General features: G+C 55.6%; 15 protein-coding genes. 9 read left to right on the top strand and 6 right to left on the bottom strand.

The window, feature by feature from the left end:
- Positions 1 to 66 precede the first annotated feature (66 nt).
- Entirely contained in the window at positions 67 to 753 is a 687-nt protein-coding gene (locus V6575_RS14275; protein ID WP_340275242.1) for a P-loop NTPase family protein, read from the bottom strand.
- 12 nt (positions 754 to 765) lie between these two features.
- Positions 766 to 1,851 (bottom strand): AI-2E family transporter, encoded by a 1,086-nt coding sequence (locus tag V6575_RS14270; RefSeq protein ID WP_340275241.1) that lies wholly within the window; start codon positions 1,849 to 1,851, stop codon positions 766 to 768.
- Positions 1,852 to 2,191: 340 nt separating this feature from the next.
- Between V6575_RS14270 and purM the strand changes: the two genes are divergently transcribed.
- The 3 genes from purM to V6575_RS14255 all read left to right on the top strand — a co-directional run bounded on the left by purM (position 2,192) and on the right by V6575_RS14255 (position 5,461).
- Positions 2,192 to 3,298, top strand: a complete 1,107-nt coding sequence (purM, locus tag V6575_RS14265) for a phosphoribosylformylglycinamidine cyclo-ligase (RefSeq protein ID WP_340275240.1) — start codon at positions 2,192 to 2,194, stop codon at positions 3,296 to 3,298.
- Positions 3,295 to 3,951: a phosphoribosylglycinamide formyltransferase gene (gene purN, locus V6575_RS14260; protein ID WP_340275239.1), complete on the top strand. Its 657-nt coding sequence runs from the start codon at positions 3,295 to 3,297 to the stop codon at positions 3,949 to 3,951. Before purM ends, purN begins: the two co-directional genes overlap by 4 nt.
- A gap of 373 nt (positions 3,952 to 4,324) precedes the next feature.
- Positions 4,325 to 5,461, top strand: coding sequence for a DNA alkylation repair protein (locus tag V6575_RS14255; RefSeq protein ID WP_340275238.1), 1,137 nt, complete (start codon positions 4,325 to 4,327; stop codon positions 5,459 to 5,461).
- 105 nt (positions 5,462 to 5,566) lie between these two features.
- Here V6575_RS14255 and V6575_RS14250 read toward each other — a convergent pair whose 3' ends face one another.
- Positions 5,567 to 7,663: a molybdopterin-containing oxidoreductase family protein gene (locus tag V6575_RS14250; protein ID WP_340275237.1), complete on the bottom strand. Its 2,097-nt coding sequence runs from the start codon at positions 7,661 to 7,663 to the stop codon at positions 5,567 to 5,569.
- A 268-nt stretch (positions 7,664 to 7,931) separates the two neighbouring features.
- Entirely contained in the window at positions 7,932 to 8,354 is a 423-nt protein-coding gene (ndk, locus tag V6575_RS14245; protein ID WP_340275236.1) for a nucleoside-diphosphate kinase, read from the bottom strand.
- 461 nt (positions 8,355 to 8,815) lie between these two features.
- Between ndk and V6575_RS14240 the strand changes: the two genes are divergently transcribed.
- Both V6575_RS14240 and V6575_RS14235 read left to right on the top strand, forming a co-directional pair.
- Positions 8,816 to 9,631, top strand: a complete 816-nt coding sequence (locus V6575_RS14240; RefSeq protein ID WP_340275235.1) for a DUF4344 domain-containing metallopeptidase — start codon at positions 8,816 to 8,818, stop codon at positions 9,629 to 9,631.
- A 260-nt stretch (positions 9,632 to 9,891) separates the two neighbouring features.
- Entirely contained in the window at positions 9,892 to 11,775 is a 1,884-nt protein-coding gene (locus tag V6575_RS14235) for an ABC-F family ATP-binding cassette domain-containing protein (protein WP_340275234.1), read from the top strand.
- Between the two features lie 112 nt (positions 11,776 to 11,887).
- Here the strand turns inward: V6575_RS14235 and V6575_RS14230 are convergent, their stop codons facing one another.
- Together V6575_RS14230 and V6575_RS14225 are read right to left on the bottom strand one after the other, a co-directional pair.
- A complete protein-coding gene (locus V6575_RS14230; protein ID WP_340275233.1) occupies positions 11,888 to 13,126 on the bottom strand; it encodes a saccharopine dehydrogenase family protein in 1,239 nt (412 codons plus the stop codon).
- 94 nt (positions 13,127 to 13,220) lie between these two features.
- Positions 13,221 to 14,318 (bottom strand): carboxynorspermidine decarboxylase, encoded by a 1,098-nt coding sequence (locus tag V6575_RS14225; RefSeq protein ID WP_340275232.1) that lies wholly within the window; start codon positions 14,316 to 14,318, stop codon positions 13,221 to 13,223.
- Between the two features lie 273 nt (positions 14,319 to 14,591).
- On the opposite strand from V6575_RS14225, the gene V6575_RS14220 reads away from it, so the two are divergent.
- The 4 genes from V6575_RS14220 to V6575_RS14205 all read left to right on the top strand — a co-directional run bounded on the left by V6575_RS14220 (position 14,592) and on the right by V6575_RS14205 (position 17,269).
- Positions 14,592 to 15,080 carry a peptidase associated/transthyretin-like domain-containing protein gene (locus V6575_RS14220; RefSeq protein WP_340275231.1) on the top strand — a complete coding sequence of 163 codons (489 nt, stop codon included), beginning with the start codon at positions 14,592 to 14,594 and terminating at the stop codon, positions 15,078 to 15,080.
- A 26-nt stretch (positions 15,081 to 15,106) separates the two neighbouring features.
- A complete protein-coding gene (locus V6575_RS14215; protein WP_340275229.1) occupies positions 15,107 to 15,703 on the top strand; it encodes a ferric reductase-like transmembrane domain-containing protein in 597 nt (198 codons plus the stop codon).
- 130 nt (positions 15,704 to 15,833) lie between these two features.
- Positions 15,834 to 16,472: a TetR/AcrR family transcriptional regulator gene (locus V6575_RS14210; protein WP_340275227.1), complete on the top strand. Its 639-nt coding sequence runs from the start codon at positions 15,834 to 15,836 to the stop codon at positions 16,470 to 16,472.
- Positions 16,469 to 17,269: a hypothetical protein gene (locus tag V6575_RS14205; protein WP_340275226.1), complete on the top strand. Its 801-nt coding sequence runs from the start codon at positions 16,469 to 16,471 to the stop codon at positions 17,267 to 17,269. Before V6575_RS14210 ends, V6575_RS14205 begins: the two co-directional genes overlap by 4 nt.
- Positions 17,270 to 17,495 lie beyond the last annotated feature (226 nt).

The following is a 17,495-nucleotide window of genomic DNA, read 5'->3' as shown; positions in this document are numbered from 1 at the left end:
GGTGAGGCTTGCCGCCTCACCAATTCTTGTCCAAGTCGCAATAGACGCCCAGCGCGCATTGATCCTTTAGCGCGCATCATTGGACTGCACAACTTCGAGTACACGCCCAGCCAGCGGCTTGGTAATCTTGACGCGGCCTGCAAGTGCCTCCCGATCAATCGCCTCAACGGCACGGCAAGCAACTCCCAGTGAACGCTCCATGCGAACAACGAGATAGTCGACTACTCCGCTATCGATGACAATTTGACGATCCGAGAAAAGTTTCACCAAAACCTGCCGCAACAGATCATCATCCGGTTCCAGGATTTCCACAGGTGTGGCAGCACGCAGACGCGATATCAGGTCGGGCAGTTTGAGCGACCATGCAGTCGGCCATGTTCTGCTTGTGATCAAAACGCGCACATCGGCCTGACGGGCGGCATTCAGCAGATGGAACAGGGCAGTCTCCTCCACGCCCCGATGGGCATCTTCAACGGCAACCGCTCCAGCGGAAATCAGATCCGTCACACTGTCCACCGATAGATCCACCGCAGAAATGGTAGAAGCGCCAACCTCTTGATGCCAAGCCTCGACCAAATGCGTTTTGCCCGATCCGACCGGGCCTGCAAGTACAATCACATCAGAAGGCCAATCAGGCCAGCGCTCCAGAAGGTCCAGCGCAGCCCGGTTCGAGCTTCCTACCAGATAGTCGTCGCGGCCCAGCGCCTCTTCATGAGGCAAATCCAAAGGCAACTGGCGCGGAGGTTCCACCATCTTTTGAGGCGCCTATTCTTCCTGAGTCGCCTTTGAGCGACCGGTTCCTGTGTACAGTGGGCTCGCTAGGTACTGCTTCAAGGCAAATCGTGCAAGCACACCAATCATGGCTGAGGCAGGAACAGCGATCAACATCCCCACAAATCCGAACAGATAGCCAAAAGCGAACAGCGCAAACATCAAGATGACTGGATGAAGCCCGGTGCTTTTGCCAACCAACCTGGGCTGAAGAACATTCCCCTCAAGGAATTGGCCAATCGCAAAGACTATGCCGACGCCAATGATCATCGTCCAATCCGGCCAGAACTGTACAAGTGCAACACCAAGCGACACCATGAAGCCGAGCCCAGCGCCAACGAACGGAATAAAACTGACCAACCCGGCTCCCAGGCCGATCAACAAACCAAAGTTGAGGCCAACGACAGCAAGCCCAATAGCATAAAACAGGCCGAGCAAAACGCAGACAGACACCTGCCCCCGCACGAAGCCTGCAACTGCGCGGTCCATCTCACTGGCAAGGCCGCGCAGTGTGTCCAGGTGCTGGCGCGGCAACCAACCGTCGATCTTTGCAACCATGTTATCCCAGTCGAGCAAAAGATAGAACGCGACAACGGGCGTAATCAGGAATAGCGACAGGATCGACAGCAAGGCCTGCCCACCACTCCAAAGCGATTGCGCCAGGCCGCCCATCCAGCTTGCTCCCTGCGTTATCAACTCCCCCATGGACGCCTGCAAGCTTTCGCCACTTAATCCGGACATACTCAGCAGTCGTTCGCCGAAATTGCTCGACACCAACTGCTGAAGCTTTTTGACAAGCTCGGGCAGACTGTCGAGGAAACTGGCCAACTGACTGCCCAAGACCGGCAGGATCATTAAAAAGAACAAAATAAGAACAATCAGAAACACAAACAGGATGGTCAACGTCGCTGTCAAGCGCCCCATGCTCTTGGCCTCTAGCCAATCACAGACCGGGTCCAGCAGATAAGCCAGCGCCATGCCCGCCACGAATGGCAACATAACTTCGGAAAACACCATCATGAAACCAATGAAGAGGGCCAATGATATAAGCCAGAACTTCATTTGTCCGCGCAGGTTCATGCTCTCACTCCACGTACCGTAATTTTGTCTGCCCAAGCAGAACGAAATAATTCAACGCGCACCAGACTTACGCTGCGTACGATTATTGCCCTGCACTTAGGAATGTGGACAGGCAAAGGTCAACAAAGCACACGTAATTGCTGAGACTATCCACGGACAAGTCGGTATATCAACCGGTTAACGGCCAACCTGTGGATCCTAAAACGCTTCTAGACACTTTTGAGACGATTTCCCTAAACTTCTTCCCTGCTTCCATGCGCCCTCCCCTTGTGTTCCAATGCGACAGCCTGTAATCGCCTGCGTACCTTCAGGATCCAAATGCCATGCATCGGAGAGCCCCATGAGCGATAACACGCCCTCTGGAAATAACGGTCTGACTTACGCCCAGTCGGGAGTGGACATCGACGCGGGCAATGAACTGGTTCGGCGGATCAAGCCGCTGGTCAAGGCGACCTCCCGTCCAGGAGCAGACAGCGACATTGGCGGCTTCGGTGGTTTGTTCGACCTCAAGGGCGCAGGTCTCAAGGACCCTATCCTTGTGGCTGCCAATGACGGTGTCGGCACCAAGTTGAAGATCGCCATAGATACCAAGCAGCACCGCACTGTCGGGATCGACCTTGTGGCCATGTGTGTGAACGACCTGATCGTTCAGGGCGCTGAGCCTTTGTTCTTCCTCGACTACTTCGCCTGTGGCTCCCTTGAGCTGGAAACAGCGACGGATGTGGTCGCCGGCATTGCCGAGGGCTGCAAAATGTCAGGTTCTGCATTAATTGGCGGCGAGACCGCCGAGATGCCGGGCATGTACGCTGAAGATGATTATGATCTGGCCGGATTTTCTGTCGGTGCCGTCGAACGAGGTCAAATGCTGCCGCGCAAGGATCTGGGCGCAGGCGACGTTCTTCTGGGTCTGGCATCCTCTGGTGTTCACTCCAACGGCTATTCGATGGTTCGCAAAATCGTCGAGCTGTCCGGCCTGTCCTGGGAAGACTCTGCTCCCTTTGCTGAGGGCCAGTCCCTTGGTGAAGCACTGATGACCCCAACCAGGATTTACGTCAAACCTTTGCTGGCTGCGCTTAAGGCAACATCGGGTATCAAGGCACTTGCCCATATCACCGGCGGCGGACTTCCAGAGAACCTGCCCCGCGTTCTGCCAGACAACACGTCTGCCCGGATCGATCTTGCCGCAATTGACACTCCTGCCGTCTTCAAATGGCTGGCAGCAACAGGCGGCGTTGCCGAAAGCGAGATGCTGCGTACCTTCAACTGCGGTGTCGGCATGGTGGTCGTTGTTGCAGCCGAAGACGCTGACACCATCACAGAGGTTCTGTCCTCAGAGGGAGAAACAGTCTTCCGCATCGGCGAAATCACAGACACGGACGGAGCGTCTGTTGCCTTTGAAAACACTTTGGGTCTCTCATCTGCGTCTTCTGGGCAAGCAGCAAAATGAGCACGCGCAAAAAGATCGCGATTCTGATCTCCGGACGTGGCAGCAACATGATGTCGCTGATTGCAGCGGCCATGTCGCCAGACTATCCGGCGGAGATCGCTTTGGTCTTGTCCAACAAGCCGGACGCAGGTGGTCTTGCCAAAGCTGAAGAGCTGGGCATCAAGACAGAAGTTGTCGATCACAAGGACTATAAGGGCGACCGGGAGGCTTTCGAACGGGCCCTGAATGCCGTCCTGAAGGACAATGGCATCGAACTTGTGGTGCTGGCGGGCTTCATGCGCCTGCTGACCCCCTATCTTGTCAACGAGTGGCGCGACAGGATGATCAACATCCACCCGGCTCTCCTGCCCTCCTTTAAAGGCCTTAACACCCATGAGCGGGCACTGGACGAAGGCGTCAAGCTCCATGGTGCGACCGTGCATTTTGTTTCAGCCGATATGGACGATGGGCCGATCATCTCCCAAGGAGCGGTTCCGGTGCTTGATTGCGACACAGCAGAAAGCCTCGGCGCGCGCGTCCTCGGCATCGAACACCTGATCTATCCCAAAGCGCTGGAACTGGTTGCTTCCGGAAAAGCCAAGGTCAAAGGCCAGAAAGTCGCGATCAGCGGCGATGAAGACGACTTAAGCGGAAAAACGCTTCTGGTGCCTTAACAGGACTGAGCGAATACGCCGCCCGATCCGATCTCCTTATCCCCCATCCCGAGGGTCCTGCCCTTAAGGACTCAACATCGGATCCCTCTCGCTTGACGAGACGTACCGATATGGATGCCTTGATCAAGTTATGGCAGGCCGAAAATAAAGCGAGCTTGTGAGGCTGACATCTCATAGCTTCACCTCAATCCATTCCGCTCAAATTACAAGCAGCGTGACTGCTGACATGACGCTGTCAGGAAGGGGGGGCCGCTCGACGTGGAATAAGCATTTCACGTCTTGCACAAAGCCTGCAGGCGGTGTCATCAGGCAAGTGACTCCAAGGAGGGTCTGGATCACCTCACCCGCCAATCTTTCAACTGAAGGTTTCCCGATGGCAGAGCCTCTTAAATATCTCTTCAACGAAGCTCTGGTGATCGGAATGGCCGATCACTTTGTCAGACACTGGTCGGAATTTGACCGGCAAGGATTCTGCGCCGCAGTGCTGAACGGTTTTGATGACCTTGAATTGAAGCAGCGCTCCAACCGCGTCCGGGAGATGATGGAGCGGTTTCTGCCAAATGACTATGACCGCACTGCCGAAATCATGCTCGCATCCCTTGCGCCCGATCACAACGGCGATCTTGCGGGCGCGACAGTCACGGACCAAGGTATTGCCGGTTGGGCGATTGTACCGATGACAGAATATGCCGGACAACTGGGCGGTGATCATTTCGACACATCCATGCTGCTGATGAAGGAACTGACCAAGAGATTGACATCAGAATTCGGCATTCGGCACATATTGCTGCGAGAACCGCAGCGCACGATTGATCTGCTGGCCACCTGGACAGACGATCCAAGCCGCCACGTTCGCCGCCTCGTTTCGGAAGGGACAAGACCACGTCTGCCATGGGCCATGCGGTTGCCGTCGCTGATTGAGGACCCGTCCCCGGTCCTGCCGCTGCTTGAAGCGCTGAAAAATGACGACGAGGAATATGTCCGTCGGTCTGTGGCCAATCACCTCAATGACATTGCCAAGGACCACCCGGACCTCGTGGCAGGCATTGCGGGCAACTGGCTCAAGTGCGCTGATCGCACCCGGAGCCGCCTTGTCAAACACGCCTGCCGCAGCCTGATCAAACAAGGACATACCGCCACATTGGCAGCGCTCGGATATGGCAAGCCAAGCGTGGAAGTTGCGGGTCTTCAAGTCACTCATCGGCTGACATTGGGCGAGCACATCGACTTTTCGCTCGACATTCTCTCAACGGCAGAAACTGCCCAGCCACTGATCGTCGACTATATCATTCATCATCGCAAGGCTAATGGCACGACGTCACCGAAGGTATTCAAGTGGAAGACCTTCGAACTTGGCCAAGATCAGCAGATTACGTTGAGCAAACGCCACGCTATCCGTCCGATCACCACCCGAACCTATTACAGCGGCACGCATATGCTGGAAATTCAGATCAACGGCGAAAGCTTCGCCACAGCTGAGTTCGAGCTAGAAGTTTTACCGAAGGCGTGACTTCAATCTGGGCAGCGCCAAAAAACAACACCGCTGCTCACATAATAATTCAACCTGCTGAGAGATTGAGGCCGCACGCCGCGTTAAGCCATTGGCGCTAAATCGCTATCCGCGTTTCAGCCACACCGCAGTATCGTGGAATGCCGCACCGCCATAGGGTGCTACAGGGTCCGCGCCGGTGAGCGTGTTGATGCCCTTGCCGTCCGTAAAAGCCTCGTTCGGCCAGATGCCTTCGGAAATCACGGTGCCCGGCGTCAGGTCCTCATAGAACCTGGCATGTAGAGTCACGACGCCACGGGCATTGCCCATTTTGACCTGATCACCATCCCCGATGCCAAAGCGGGCAGCATCCTCGGATCGCAGCCAGATCTCCGGTTGCTTTTCCTTCTTCTTGCCGCTGTCCGTCTCGTTGAAGGTCGAGTTGAGGAACGAGCGCGCAGGTGCTGTGACCAGACGGAACGGATGTTCGCTGTCGGCGGCTTCAATTGCATCCCATTGATCAGGCAGCTCCGGCATGGCGTTCCACGGTCCCATTGGGCTGCCCAGCGGCTTGTTGGGTGCATTTGAGCGGCCCCAGTCCGGCTTGAAATGGAACTTGCCGTCGGCGTGACCGAAGCCTTTTATGAAGTGCGAAGTATCAAAATCCGGCTGCAGATCAATCCAGCGACCAGACTCAAGCTCTTCCAGTGTGCCATAGCCCGAGTGTTGCAGCATCCAGTCGATGTGCTCGTGGGACGTCATGTGGAAGCCTGGATGATCCGTCGCGCCGAGACGTTTCGCCAGTTCATTGACGACGAAGATGTTTTCCTTGGGCCCCTCAGGCGGATCGACAATCTTTGGCCCAAGCATCAGATGCTGGTGACCGCCGCCCTTGTAGACATCATCGTGCTCCAGAAACTGGGTCGCGGGCAAGACAACGTCTGCCATCTGCGCGGTTTCAGTCATGAATTGCTCATGCACGACGGTGAAGAGGTCTTCGCGGGCAAAGCCTTGCCTGACCAACTCCTGCTCGGGTGCGACTGACATCGGGTTGGTGTTCTGGACCAACATGGCCTTGACCTCAGGCCCGCCGAACAGCGCGTCCTTATCGCCGGTCAGGATCCGCCCAACCAGGCTTTGATCCAACGCACGGATCGTGGGATCCTTTAGATCACTTGCCTCAATCCTCGACTTGTCGAGATCATAAATCGCGCCGTTGTTGTGAAAGACGCCGCCGCCTTCATACTGCCAGCAACCCGTTACCGCACCAATGGAGGCAGCCGCATGCATGCCCACTGCGCCATTTCGCGAACGGGTGAAGCCATATCCGAGGCGGAAATAGGTTTTCTTCACCACACCAATAAGCTTGGCGACTTCCTCGATCTGGCTGACGTCCAGACCGGTGATCTTTGCTGCCCATTCAGGAGTTCTGGTCTGAAGATGCGCCTCCAGCTCCGCTGGGCAGTCGGTATATTTTTCCAGATAGTCGCGGTCGGCGAGATTGTCACGAAACAGCACATGCATGATGGCGCAAGCGAGCGCAGCATCAGTCCCCGGACGCAGAACAAGGCCAATATCGGCCTGCTTCATGGTTTGCGTACGATACACATCGACGACAATAATTTTCGCGCCGCGCTTTTTGCGGGCCGCAATCGCATGGGTCATGACGTTGACCTGTGTCGCGACCGGATTGGTCCCCCAGATCACGATCTGGTCGGAGACGGCCATCTCGCGCGGATCAGGTCCCGCCAATTTGCCCGTACCCGCCACATATCCGGTCCAGGCCATGTTCGTGCAAAAGCTGTCGAACTGCAGGGAATAACCCTTGGAATGGCGAAAGCGATGGATCGAATCCCGCTGCACCATGCCCATTGTTCCGGCATAGTGATAGGGCCAAATGCTCTGCGCGCCATGTTCGCGCTCGACCTGAAGGAAATTTTCGGCAACCAGATCCAGCGCCGCATCCCATGAAATTTCCTCGAACCTGACTTCGCCCTTTAGGCCTATTCGGCGCATTGGTTTAAGCAAACGATCCGGGTGATAGAGCCGCTCGGAATAGCGGGCCACCTTGGCGCAGATGACCCCAGCCGTGTAACTGTTGAGCGAAGACCCACGCAGACGCCCTATCTTGCCATCACTCAGCAGCTCCACGTCCAGTGCGCACGTTGAAGGGCAATCATGCGGGCAGGCGGAAAAGGTTGTGGTCGGCAAGGGCTTGTTCATCGGGGATCTTTTCGAAAATAAATATGAGACGTCAAGGTGACCGTCTCATTCCGAAGGGTCAAGGTAATCAATTGCCATGGTTACAAGTTTTTACCAGGCGCATCCCTTATCATGTACCGCTACCGCGGACTCCTCTTGAGAGCTTTCGTCCCTTCCGCGCTCACCCTACACACTGACCTGCTCCTTGCCTCAAAATACAAAAAGGGCCGACAACCAAATGGTGCCAGCCCTTTTCTAAGGTATTCTGCAGTTTCAAAAAAGTCAGCGATTAGCCGACGATTTCATTGCCTGCGAACCAGAATGCCATTTCTTCAGCAGCTGTTTCTGGAGCATCAGAACCGTGTACGGAGTTTTCGCCAATGGACAGAGCGAATTCCTTGCGGATCGTGCCTTCAGCAGCATCTGCTGGATTGGTTGCGCCCATGACTTCACGGTTCTTAGCAATGGCGTTTTCGCCTTCCAGAACCTGAACGATTGTCGGTGCGGACGACATGAATTCTGTCAGTTCGCCGAAGAAAGGACGCTCGCTGTGAACAGCATAGAAAGCCTCAGCCTGGCGAAGGGACATCCATACGCGCTTGGAAGCAACAACACGCAGGCCAGCTTCTTCCAGCTTTGCTGTGATAGCGCCTGTCAGGTTGCGCTTGGTTGCGTCCGGCTTGATCATCGAAAACGTGCGTTCAATCGCCATGGTATTTGGTCTTTCCAGGTTTCGGCTTATGAAAGCCGTTTGATAGTCATTCTGCCCAAACCATAGAGCCGGAGCAGCTACAAATTTGCGCTTGCTATATCTTCGCTGCGTGCCATCCGCAAGGGGTAAGCCCCGTGACAATTTGATGTCAGCCGTCAGTTTCGGGCCCCATGCCAGAATCGGCGGGCTCAGGCAGACCTTTGTCCCATCGGGTGAAGGCCGTTATTATCACCAACGTTAAAATTCAGCGGCGTTCTCCTGACGCTAATATCAAGGGAGAACGGGTGTCGCACTGCTAGATCTTGTTAGGTACAATCGCTATCTTTCCAAGGTGCAGAAATATTTGCTGCAATTGGGCACATTGGTCGTAGGGATAAAGACGGGTGTTATTCAGTAAATGCATTTGTCGACGCAAAAATGTTGCCAGTCTTTCAACTTCGTTGCGACTGAACCCAACAAATGTGCTGATCGCCACACTTCTGTTTTGTATTGCCTGGGTGCCACACCCAGCCAGAGCTGACGACGATCTAACCCCACGCATGGAATCCCTGACCAGGGAAAGCCTTGAAGAGCTTTTCGTCTTTGTCAGCGGCAACATCTTATTCACACTCTATCATGAAGCCGGACACATGCTTGTGTCTGAGCTCCAGCTGCCAATCCTCGGCCAGGAAGAAGATGCCGTCGACAATCTAGCGACCATCACCATGTTGTCTGCAGGTGACGACGACACGGATCTGTTGCTGACCAACGCCATGATCGGCTGGTTTTTAATCGCCGATGACAATGAGGAAGACCTCGTCTTTTACGGCGAACATGACCTTGATGAACAACGCGGTTACACGATGCTCTGCATGATGGCCGGTAGCGATCCGGATGCCTTTACCGAGCTTGCCGCAGATCTGGGTCTACCGAAAGAACGCGCGGAAACCTGTGCATGGGACTATGATCAGGCTGTCCAATCGTGGGATTCGGTGACCGAACCGTTTCTGCGCTCAGATACCGATACGAAACAGCGCATCACCGTGCTGCATGATCCGGCTTCACCCGAATTTGAAGCCATGTCGATCTTGCTGTACCAGAGCGAGTTGATGGAAAGCGTCGCAGAGGAACTCGATCGTCTCTACGAATTGCCTGCGCCGGTGACTTTCCGTGCAACCAGTTGCGGCGAGGAAAATGCCTACTGGGACCCTGATAAACGCGAAATGACCCTGTGTTATGAACTCCTGACAGGTTTCGCGGAGATCTACATGAATTCATTGGCAACTGGGGATCTATAACTCAGGTCAGTAAATAACTGACAATCGCCAGAGTACGCAAAGACCTGGAAGACGCCCCCCTTTCCCTCAAACAGCGATGACCAAAGTGAAGCGCTGAAAACAGAATTTGAAGATCTGAAGGCGGAGGTGGAAAATATTGTGACCATTTAACCGCTACCTGGCGCAATATTTTTAAAAATGCGGAATAAGATTTGGCAATCTTCACTGCAGCCGCGCCTTGCCTCTTGCGTCTTTTGCCACTTTGAGCCATTCCTCCGCCCATGCTACAGATAACCGACCTTACATACCGCATAGGCGGTCGCCTATTGATCGAAAATGCCAGCGTCACGCTGCCTGCGAAGACCAAGACTGGTCTTGTCGGGCGCAATGGCACAGGCAAATCGACCCTGTTCAAACTGATCACCGGGGACCTCAGCTCCGAAGGTGGATCGGTCACGATCCCGAAGCAATCGCGGATCGGCCAAGTCGCTCAGGAAGCGCCGGGGACCGAAGAGAGCCTGATCAGCGTTGTGCTGAAAGCCGACACGGAGCGCACCGCTCTACTGGCAGAAGCTGAAACGGCAACCGACCCGCAGCGCATTGCAGAAATCCATGTGCGTCTCGCGGACATCGACAGCCACACCGCAGAAGCGCGCGCAGGGGCGATCCTATCGGGTCTCGGCTTTGATGCAGAAACTCAGCAACGCCCCTGCTCTGCCTTTTCCGGTGGCTGGCGGATGCGCGTTGCTCTTGCCGCTGTGCTCTTTTCCGAACCGGATCTGCTGTTGCTGGATGAGCCGACCAACTATCTCGATCTGGAAGGCACCATGTGGTTGGAGAACTACGTGGCGCGCTATCCGCATCAAGTGCTGCTGATTTCCCATGACAGGGACCTTCTCAACAAGGCCGTGGACAGCATTGTCCATCTGGATCAGCGCAAGTTGACCTTTTACCGGGGCGGTTACGACAGTTTTGACCGCCAACGCCGCGAAACCATGATCCTTCAGCAGAAGGCCAAGGAAAAGCAGGATGTGCAGCGCAAGCATATGCAGGCTTTCGTTGACCGGTTCCGCGCCAAGGCGTCCAAGGCCCGTCAGGCCCAGTCGCGCCTGAAAATGCTGGAGCGGATGGAGCCGCTCACAGGAATGATGGAAGACAGTTCCACGCCGATCCATTTTCCAGATCCAAAGGGACGTTTGTCGCCGCCGATCCTGAAGTTGGAAGATGTCTCTGTCGGCTATGATGGCAAGGCTATTTTGAGAAAGATCACGGCCAGCATCGATCCCGATGACCGGATCGCCCTCCTGGGAGCGAACGGCAACGGCAAGTCGACTTTTGCCAAGCTGATCTCCGGCCGCCTGGATTCCATGGGCGGGGACATCACAAAGGCGTCCAAGCTGAAGATCGCGTTTTTCGCCCAGCACCAGATGGATGAATTGCGCCCGGCCGAAAATGCCATTGCCCATGTGCGCTCGTTGATGCCGATGGCATCCGAAGCACAGGTGCGCGCCCGCGTGGCGGGCTTTGGCCTGCCAACGGAAAAGATGACCACTCCGGCCAAGGATCTGTCAGGGGGCGAAAAAGCCCGTCTTCTGCTTGGGCTGGCAACCTTTGATGGTCCCAACATGATCATCCTGGATGAGCCGACCAACCATCTGGACATCGACAGCCGGGAAGCCTTGGTCATTGCCTTGAACGAATACCAGGGCGCTGTCATTCTGATCAGCCATGACCGGCATCTGGTCGAAGCCTGTGCTGACAGACTTTGGCTGGTAGGTGACGGCGGTGTTGCTCCCTATGACGGCGATATGGACGATTACCGCCAATTGATCCTCAAAGGCCCTGACGCAAAGAAAAAGAAGCCCAAGGCCGAGGAAGAACCAAAGCCGAAGCCTGCCAAAGCGCAAGAAAAACGCAAGGATGCCGCCGTCAAGCGGACCGAACTGAAACCTTTGCGCAAGCGGATCCAGGACGCGGAAAAAGAAATCGCACGCCTGCAGAAGAAACTGGCCATGATCGACGAGGAATTGTCTGATCCCGGTTTCTATGTTGCCGATGCGGCCAGGGCGGCAAAATTCGTCAAGGAACGGGCCTTCTGCGAGAAAAAGCTCGGCAAGATCGAAGAGGAATGGCTGGAGCTTTCGGCACAATATGAAGGTGCCTGAGGCACCTTAAATACTATTTGGCTGACAGTATTTTCGCATCATTCTAAGTGCCCCAACAAAAAAGCCCCGGTTCATCACCGGGGCTTTTTCAGTAAAGATTTCTATCCGAAGATCAGAACGTCAGCGGGCGCTCGCCGTTGGCGTCCTTGATGAAGGTCGGTAGCCCTATACGGTTGAGAATGTTCAGGAACGGCTTCGGATCCAGTTCCTCAACGTTTTTCATCGTGCCCACATCCCATGTTCCATCGGCAATCAGCATGGCGGCTGCGACTGGTGGAACGCCTGCCGTGTAGCTGATGCCTTGTGAACCGACTTCATTGTAGGCGTCCTTGTGATCGGCCACGTTGTAGATGAAAACTTCCGCGTCCTGGCCCTCCGTTTTGCCCTTCACCAGCGTGCCGATGCAGGTCTTACCGACATAGTCAGGTGCAAGGGAGCTGGGATCCGGCAGCACGGCCTTGACCAGCTTCAGCGGCACGACTTCGAGGCCCTCAGCTGTCTTGACCGGCTGTTCTGACAGGAGGCCAAGGTTGTTCAGAACAGTGAAGACGTTGATGTAGTGATCGCCAAAGCCCATCCAGAAGCGCACATCGGCGTTCGGATAGTTGGTGGCCAGCGAGTGGACCTCATCGTGGCCGGTCATATAGGCTTTCTGGGTGCCAACAACAGGCAGATCCCATTCTTTGCCGATCTCGAACATCTTGTTGGTCTGCCAAGCACCCTGCTGCCAGGAATAGACCGTGCCGGTGAACTCGCGGAAATTGATTTCCGGATCGAAGTTGGTCGAGAACCAGCGGCCATGATCGCCTGCATTGATATCAACGATATCGATGGAGGATGGCTCATTCACATAGTCATCGATAGCCAGCTTGGCATAGGCGTTGACGACGCCCGGATCAAAGCCAATGCCGAGGATGGCGGTGACTTTCTTCTCAGCGCAAGCCTCGCGGCGCTTCCATTCGTAGTTGCCGTACCAGGGCGGCGTCTCACAGATCTTGGCCGGGTCTTCGTGGATCGCCGTGTCCATATAGGCCGTGCCCGTCTCAAGGCAGGCTTCCAGAACAGTCATGTTGACGAAGGGCGAGCCGACATTGATGACAATCTGAACGCCGGTCTGGTGGATCAGATCAGCCACAGCGGCTGTGTCCATCGCATCGAGGGAATGAGCTTTAAAAACGCCGTCGACTTTCAGGCTGGCTTTTTCACGGACGCTCTCAATAATCTGATCACACTTTGCCTTGGTTCGCGAAGCGATATGCAGATCACCGAGCAGGTCGTTGTTCTGTGCGCATTTGTGGGCGGTCACCTGCGCGACGCCGCCGGCCCCAATAATCAATACGTTGCGTTTCATTTGGCCCATAGTCCTCCTTATTGGATATAAAAGGGTATTCCAGTTGTTCAGGACGCTGTGCGGCCCTGCTTTACCGCCACGTTATGCCCCCGGTTTAAGAGAGCGCGGCTGCGAAATCATCATAGCCGAAGCTGCGCGCCACATGCACGGAGCCATCCAGCTCCTTCACCGCGATGGACGGCATCTTGACGCCATTGAACCAGTTCTTCTTGACCATCGTGTAACCGGCGGCATCTTGCACTGACAATCGGTCGCCCGCCTTCAGCGGTTTTCCAAAGTGGAACTCACCGAAGATATCGCCTGCAAGGCACGACTTGCCGCAGATCATCCACTCTTCCGGTCCAGCATCCGGCGCTATCTTGGCGCTTTCGCGATAAATCAGCAAATCGAGCATATGAGCTTCGATAGAACTGTCGACGATGGCCAGGTTCTTGCCATTGTGCAGCGTGTCCAACACCGAGACTTCCAACGTGGTGGAGCGGGTGATCGCCGCCTCCCCCGGCTCCAGGTAGACCTGCACTTCGTTTTCGCCCGCAAAGCGCTTTAGCCGTTCAGCGAACTTCTCCAGCGGATAATTCTCTCCGGTGAAGTGAATGCCGCCGCCCAGGCTGATCCACGTCATCTGACGGATCAAAAAGCCGAAGCGCTGCTCGATATGGCTGAGCATACCATCGAACCGGTCAAAATCATCATTCTCACAGTTGTTGTGGAACATGAAGCCAGTGATGCGATCTGCGACCTTTGCGATCTCCTCAGGCTCATGCTCGCCAAGGCGCGAGAACGGCCGCGCAGGGTCTGCCAGATCAAACTCGGACGTCGAGACGCCCGGATTGACGCGCAGGCCCCGAACATGACCAGCCGACTGGCGATCGAACCGCTCCAGCTGGCCGATGCTGTTGAACAGGATCTTGTCAGAGCTGGCGACAACCTCGTCGATTTCATCATCGCCGTAAGCCACCGAGTAAGCGTGTGTTTCGCCAGGGAATTTCTCACGGCCCAGTTTGACCTCATAGAGCGAAGACGAAGTGGTGCCGTCCATATACTCACTCATGAAATCAAAAACGGACCAGGCAGCAAAACACTTCAGCGCCAGCAGCGATTTCGCCCCGGACTGCTCCCGCAGCCAGGCAATCTTCTCCATGTTCGGCAGAAGCTTCAACTTGTCGATCAGATAGTAGGGAGTGGGGATCATGTCGTGCCCTTTTCCGAAGCCGCACACAGCGCATATCACAAAGCAGGCCGATTAGCGCGTCTGGCTGTCACACTCAATCGAAAACGGAAATTTGGCTAAGATTTTGTCGGCGTTTGATCACCTCAGCCGCAAACTCACGAAACCGTGACTGTGGTTTATCCAGGCTCATGCCCTCCCCACCTTGGGATCGCTCAAAAACTCGCTAGATTTAAGGCGTGCCAAGTATAATTCACTTTATAGATACAATCCATCATCGTCCGAAAGGGAAGCCACATGACCGAGTTTCTCACAACCCGCCGCAGCCTTCTCGCCGCAACCGGTGCCGTGTTGGCAACTAGCGTGTCCGGCCTCTTGGTCCCGGCCCAAGCCAATGGTCTGGCCCCAACACCCTCGATGCGCGGCGGGTCGAACAATTACCGCCCCGGTGCGCCCATTGTCGACCGGATCGGTGGCGGAGGGTTCTGGATGACAGGCACTGTCAGGCGTGAGGGCGATGGCTTGCCACTTGCCGGCCAGCGCATCCAGATCTGGGCGCATACGACTGAGGGTAGCGAACGCGACCGGCGGAGCCATGGTGCAACGCTGACTGACGCAAAGGGTGTATTTCGCCTGGAGATGCCTCAGATCGTCCCGGCCTTCGGCCAACCGCATGCTCACCTTGCCTATGATGATCAGGCGTTTAAAACTGTGTTCCTGCGTCCCGTCATGACCAGTGCACGTGACACAAGCCTCAATGCGGATTTCGTGCTTCAACCGGCCTGACAACAGTGAGGCTCGAACAACCTTCCTTGAGACGCAGGTCTTTCATTTGGATAGCTCTAGCAGTTGCGATTGCCGTGCCGCTCGTCGCAGCCGCTTTCAGTCCATTGCTGGCCTGGCGGGATCCGGTCTACATCGCAGCGGGATTTGCAGGCATTGTCGCCCTGGCCCTGTTGTTGGCTCAGCCTTTGCTGGCAGGTGGGCATTTGCCCGGACTTTCCGCCCTGCAAGGACGACGCGCCCATCGCTGGGTTGGGGCCCTTCTGGTTGCGGTCGTTGTAATTCATGTTTCAGGTCTCTGGATCACCAGTCCGCCGGACGTAATTGATGCTCTGCTGTTCTCCTCTCCAACGCAGTTCTCTGTCTGGGGCGTTATCGCCATGTGGGCGGTGTTCGCTTCCGCAGTGCTAGCAGCCTTCCGTCGGCGTTTGCGTCTCCATCCAAAGACGTGGCGCATCGCCCACACTGCGCTCGCAGCTGTCATCGTCCTTGGCAGCGTTGTACACGCAGTGTTGATCGAAGGCACGATGGAAACAATGACAAAATTCGCCCTCTGCGCCCTCGTCGTACTGGTGACTGTAAAGGTCATCGCCGACCTGAAGCTTTGGGCAAGAGGTTCGCGCTGAGGCATGAATTCGGCAGAATTGCAGCTGGCCGGGTTGTTCCAAGTCATTGGCTGTTTCCCCTCTTACGCAGTGTCCATACACACCAAAAGCATGGCTTGACTCATAAATTAATGAGCGCTAATTAAATTATATGAATACAAAACAGACACCACGGCGCGGGCGCCCCCCGAGTTCGGATGGACGGGCAACGCAGGAGCGGATTCTGGATGCTGCGCTTGAGATCTTTGCCGAGCGCGGATTTGGCGGGGCGACCGTTCGCCAGATAGCGGCCAAGGTCGGCGTCAGTGATCCGGCGCTTTACGCCCACTTCAAAGGCAAACAGGCAATTTTCGAAGCGCTGATGCGTGAAGCTGGCCCGGACCTGCTTGGGGTGGTTGCTGGCGATAAACCGCTGATTGACATGCCAGCGCGCACGGCAATCCCAGAAGTGTTCGGTGCCATCGTTCTGGCCTGGACAAAGCCCCGCGCACGCGCCTTCACCTCCCTGATGCTTCGCATGGGACCAGAAGGCATCGGCAACGCCTTGAGAGAAGTGTCTGAACGCTTACAGCCCGCCTTCAGTGCCTGGCAGGCACGTGGAGACATTCGAAACGACATCCCGGCAGAAGTCGCTGTCTGGCAAGTGATCGGACCACTTTCCGGGCTTCGGATGACCTATCTGCATGGCATTGCGAGCGAGGCAGACGTTGCCCATGCCGTGACGCTGGCGAATGCCCATCTCGCACAGGTCGTACGCAGCCTCAATTCCAGCGAAGAAGAAACGCAATGAACGACGAGAGCAAGATGAGTGAACAGAGCAGCATGACTGGCCATCAGGAAAAATTGCAAATCGTTGGCCCAAAAGACAAGTTTCCGAAAGTCACTCTGGTTGAGCCAACACAATCCGGCTACCTGTTTCTGGCCCTTGAAGTTGATCATCGCCCGCCTGTGGGTTTCTTTGTCGAAAGCCAGCGCAAAAAGACACTGATCAAGAATCTCAAGGCCCTGGCACGACAACTGCTAGACAGCAATGACGTTCTGGAGGCGACCGTCTTCAAGGCGATGATCGTGCCGCCCGGACGCGGCGCGCTGCTCAAGGACCGCCCAGAGGTGAATATCGCCCGGTTTGACGTCACGCTGCTGGTGGAGTTCACGACCCCAGAGGCAGCCCAAAGCTTTGCTTCCAGCGTTCAATGGCAGGAGGCCTTGACGTCAGCTGACAAATTGGCGAGCAAATCAATCACTGTGACAGCCTCAAACGCGCGCCGGATCGGGCCGGTTGATCACTCCCGCGACGGTGTCTTCCTGTTCAACTACTTCTATGCGGACAGTCTGGATCTCAATCTGCAGGTCTGGAATTACACAGCCGGCTGGTTTGAAGACCAGACAGGCCTCGACAATTCCACGCTCCTGCTGCCGGATCCGAAACCGGGCATCAGTTACACAATCATCAATCATTGCCGATGGGACAGGCTGCGCGATATTCTGCCAGCGCTTCTGTTCAACCGGACCTTCCGCAGTTTCGTTCTGGCGAATTTCCAGAAAAACAACACGGCGGCCATGCCGATTCTCTACCGGTTGGCGTAAACACGGCGGCGGGCCATGTTTCCAGCATCAGGCAGCCATGCTCCTCCCCCTTTGAATTGGTCCTCACCTGTAGTTAGGAAACTGGAGGACCAGAGATGACTATGAAGCGACCAAAACCGGAAGAGATTGTCGTTAAGTTGCGACAGGTTGAAGTGCTGATGGGGCAAGGCATGACCCGGATTGATGCGATCAGACAGATCGAGCAGATGGGCCGATGTGACCGAGC

This window comes from Roseibium algae, from assembly GCF_037783265.1.
Taxonomy (GTDB): Bacteria; Pseudomonadota; Alphaproteobacteria; order Rhizobiales; family Stappiaceae; genus Roseibium; species Roseibium algae.
Note: the sequence above shows the minus strand (reverse complement) of the source record. Positions and strands in the feature narration are given on the sequence as shown.

Bases quoted from the DNA above. Each gene is read 5' to 3' on its own strand.
- V6575_RS14255 (WP_340275238.1), top strand. From the start codon at position 4,325: ATGGCAGAGCCTCTTAAATATCTCTTCAACGAAGCTCTGGTGATCGGA.
- V6575_RS14230 (WP_340275233.1), bottom strand. From the start codon at position 13,126: ATGAAACGCAACGTATTGATTATTGGGGCCGGCGGCGTCGCGCAGGTG.
- V6575_RS14210 (WP_340275227.1), top strand. From the start codon at position 15,834: ATGAATACAAAACAGACACCACGGCGCGGGCGCCCCCCGAGTTCGGAT.
- V6575_RS14270 (WP_340275241.1), bottom strand. From the start codon at position 1,851: ATGAACCTGCGCGGACAAATGAAGTTCTGGCTTATATCATTGGCCCTC.
- V6575_RS14225 (WP_340275232.1), bottom strand. From the start codon at position 14,318: ATGATCCCCACTCCCTACTATCTGATCGACAAGTTGAAGCTTCTGCCG.
- V6575_RS14205 (WP_340275226.1), top strand. From the start codon at position 16,469: ATGAACGACGAGAGCAAGATGAGTGAACAGAGCAGCATGACTGGCCAT.
- purM (WP_340275240.1), top strand. From the start codon at position 2,192: ATGAGCGATAACACGCCCTCTGGAAATAACGGTCTGACTTACGCCCAG.
- purN (WP_340275239.1), top strand. From the start codon at position 3,295: ATGAGCACGCGCAAAAAGATCGCGATTCTGATCTCCGGACGTGGCAGC.
- V6575_RS14220 (WP_340275231.1), top strand. From the start codon at position 14,592: ATGACCGAGTTTCTCACAACCCGCCGCAGCCTTCTCGCCGCAACCGGT.
- V6575_RS14235 (WP_340275234.1), top strand. From the start codon at position 9,892: ATGCTACAGATAACCGACCTTACATACCGCATAGGCGGTCGCCTATTG.
- ndk (WP_340275236.1), bottom strand. From the start codon at position 8,354: ATGGCGATTGAACGCACGTTTTCGATGATCAAGCCGGACGCAACCAAG.
- V6575_RS14250 (WP_340275237.1), bottom strand. From the start codon at position 7,663: ATGAACAAGCCCTTGCCGACCACAACCTTTTCCGCCTGCCCGCATGAT.
- V6575_RS14275 (WP_340275242.1), bottom strand. From the start codon at position 753: ATGGTGGAACCTCCGCGCCAGTTGCCTTTGGATTTGCCTCATGAAGAG.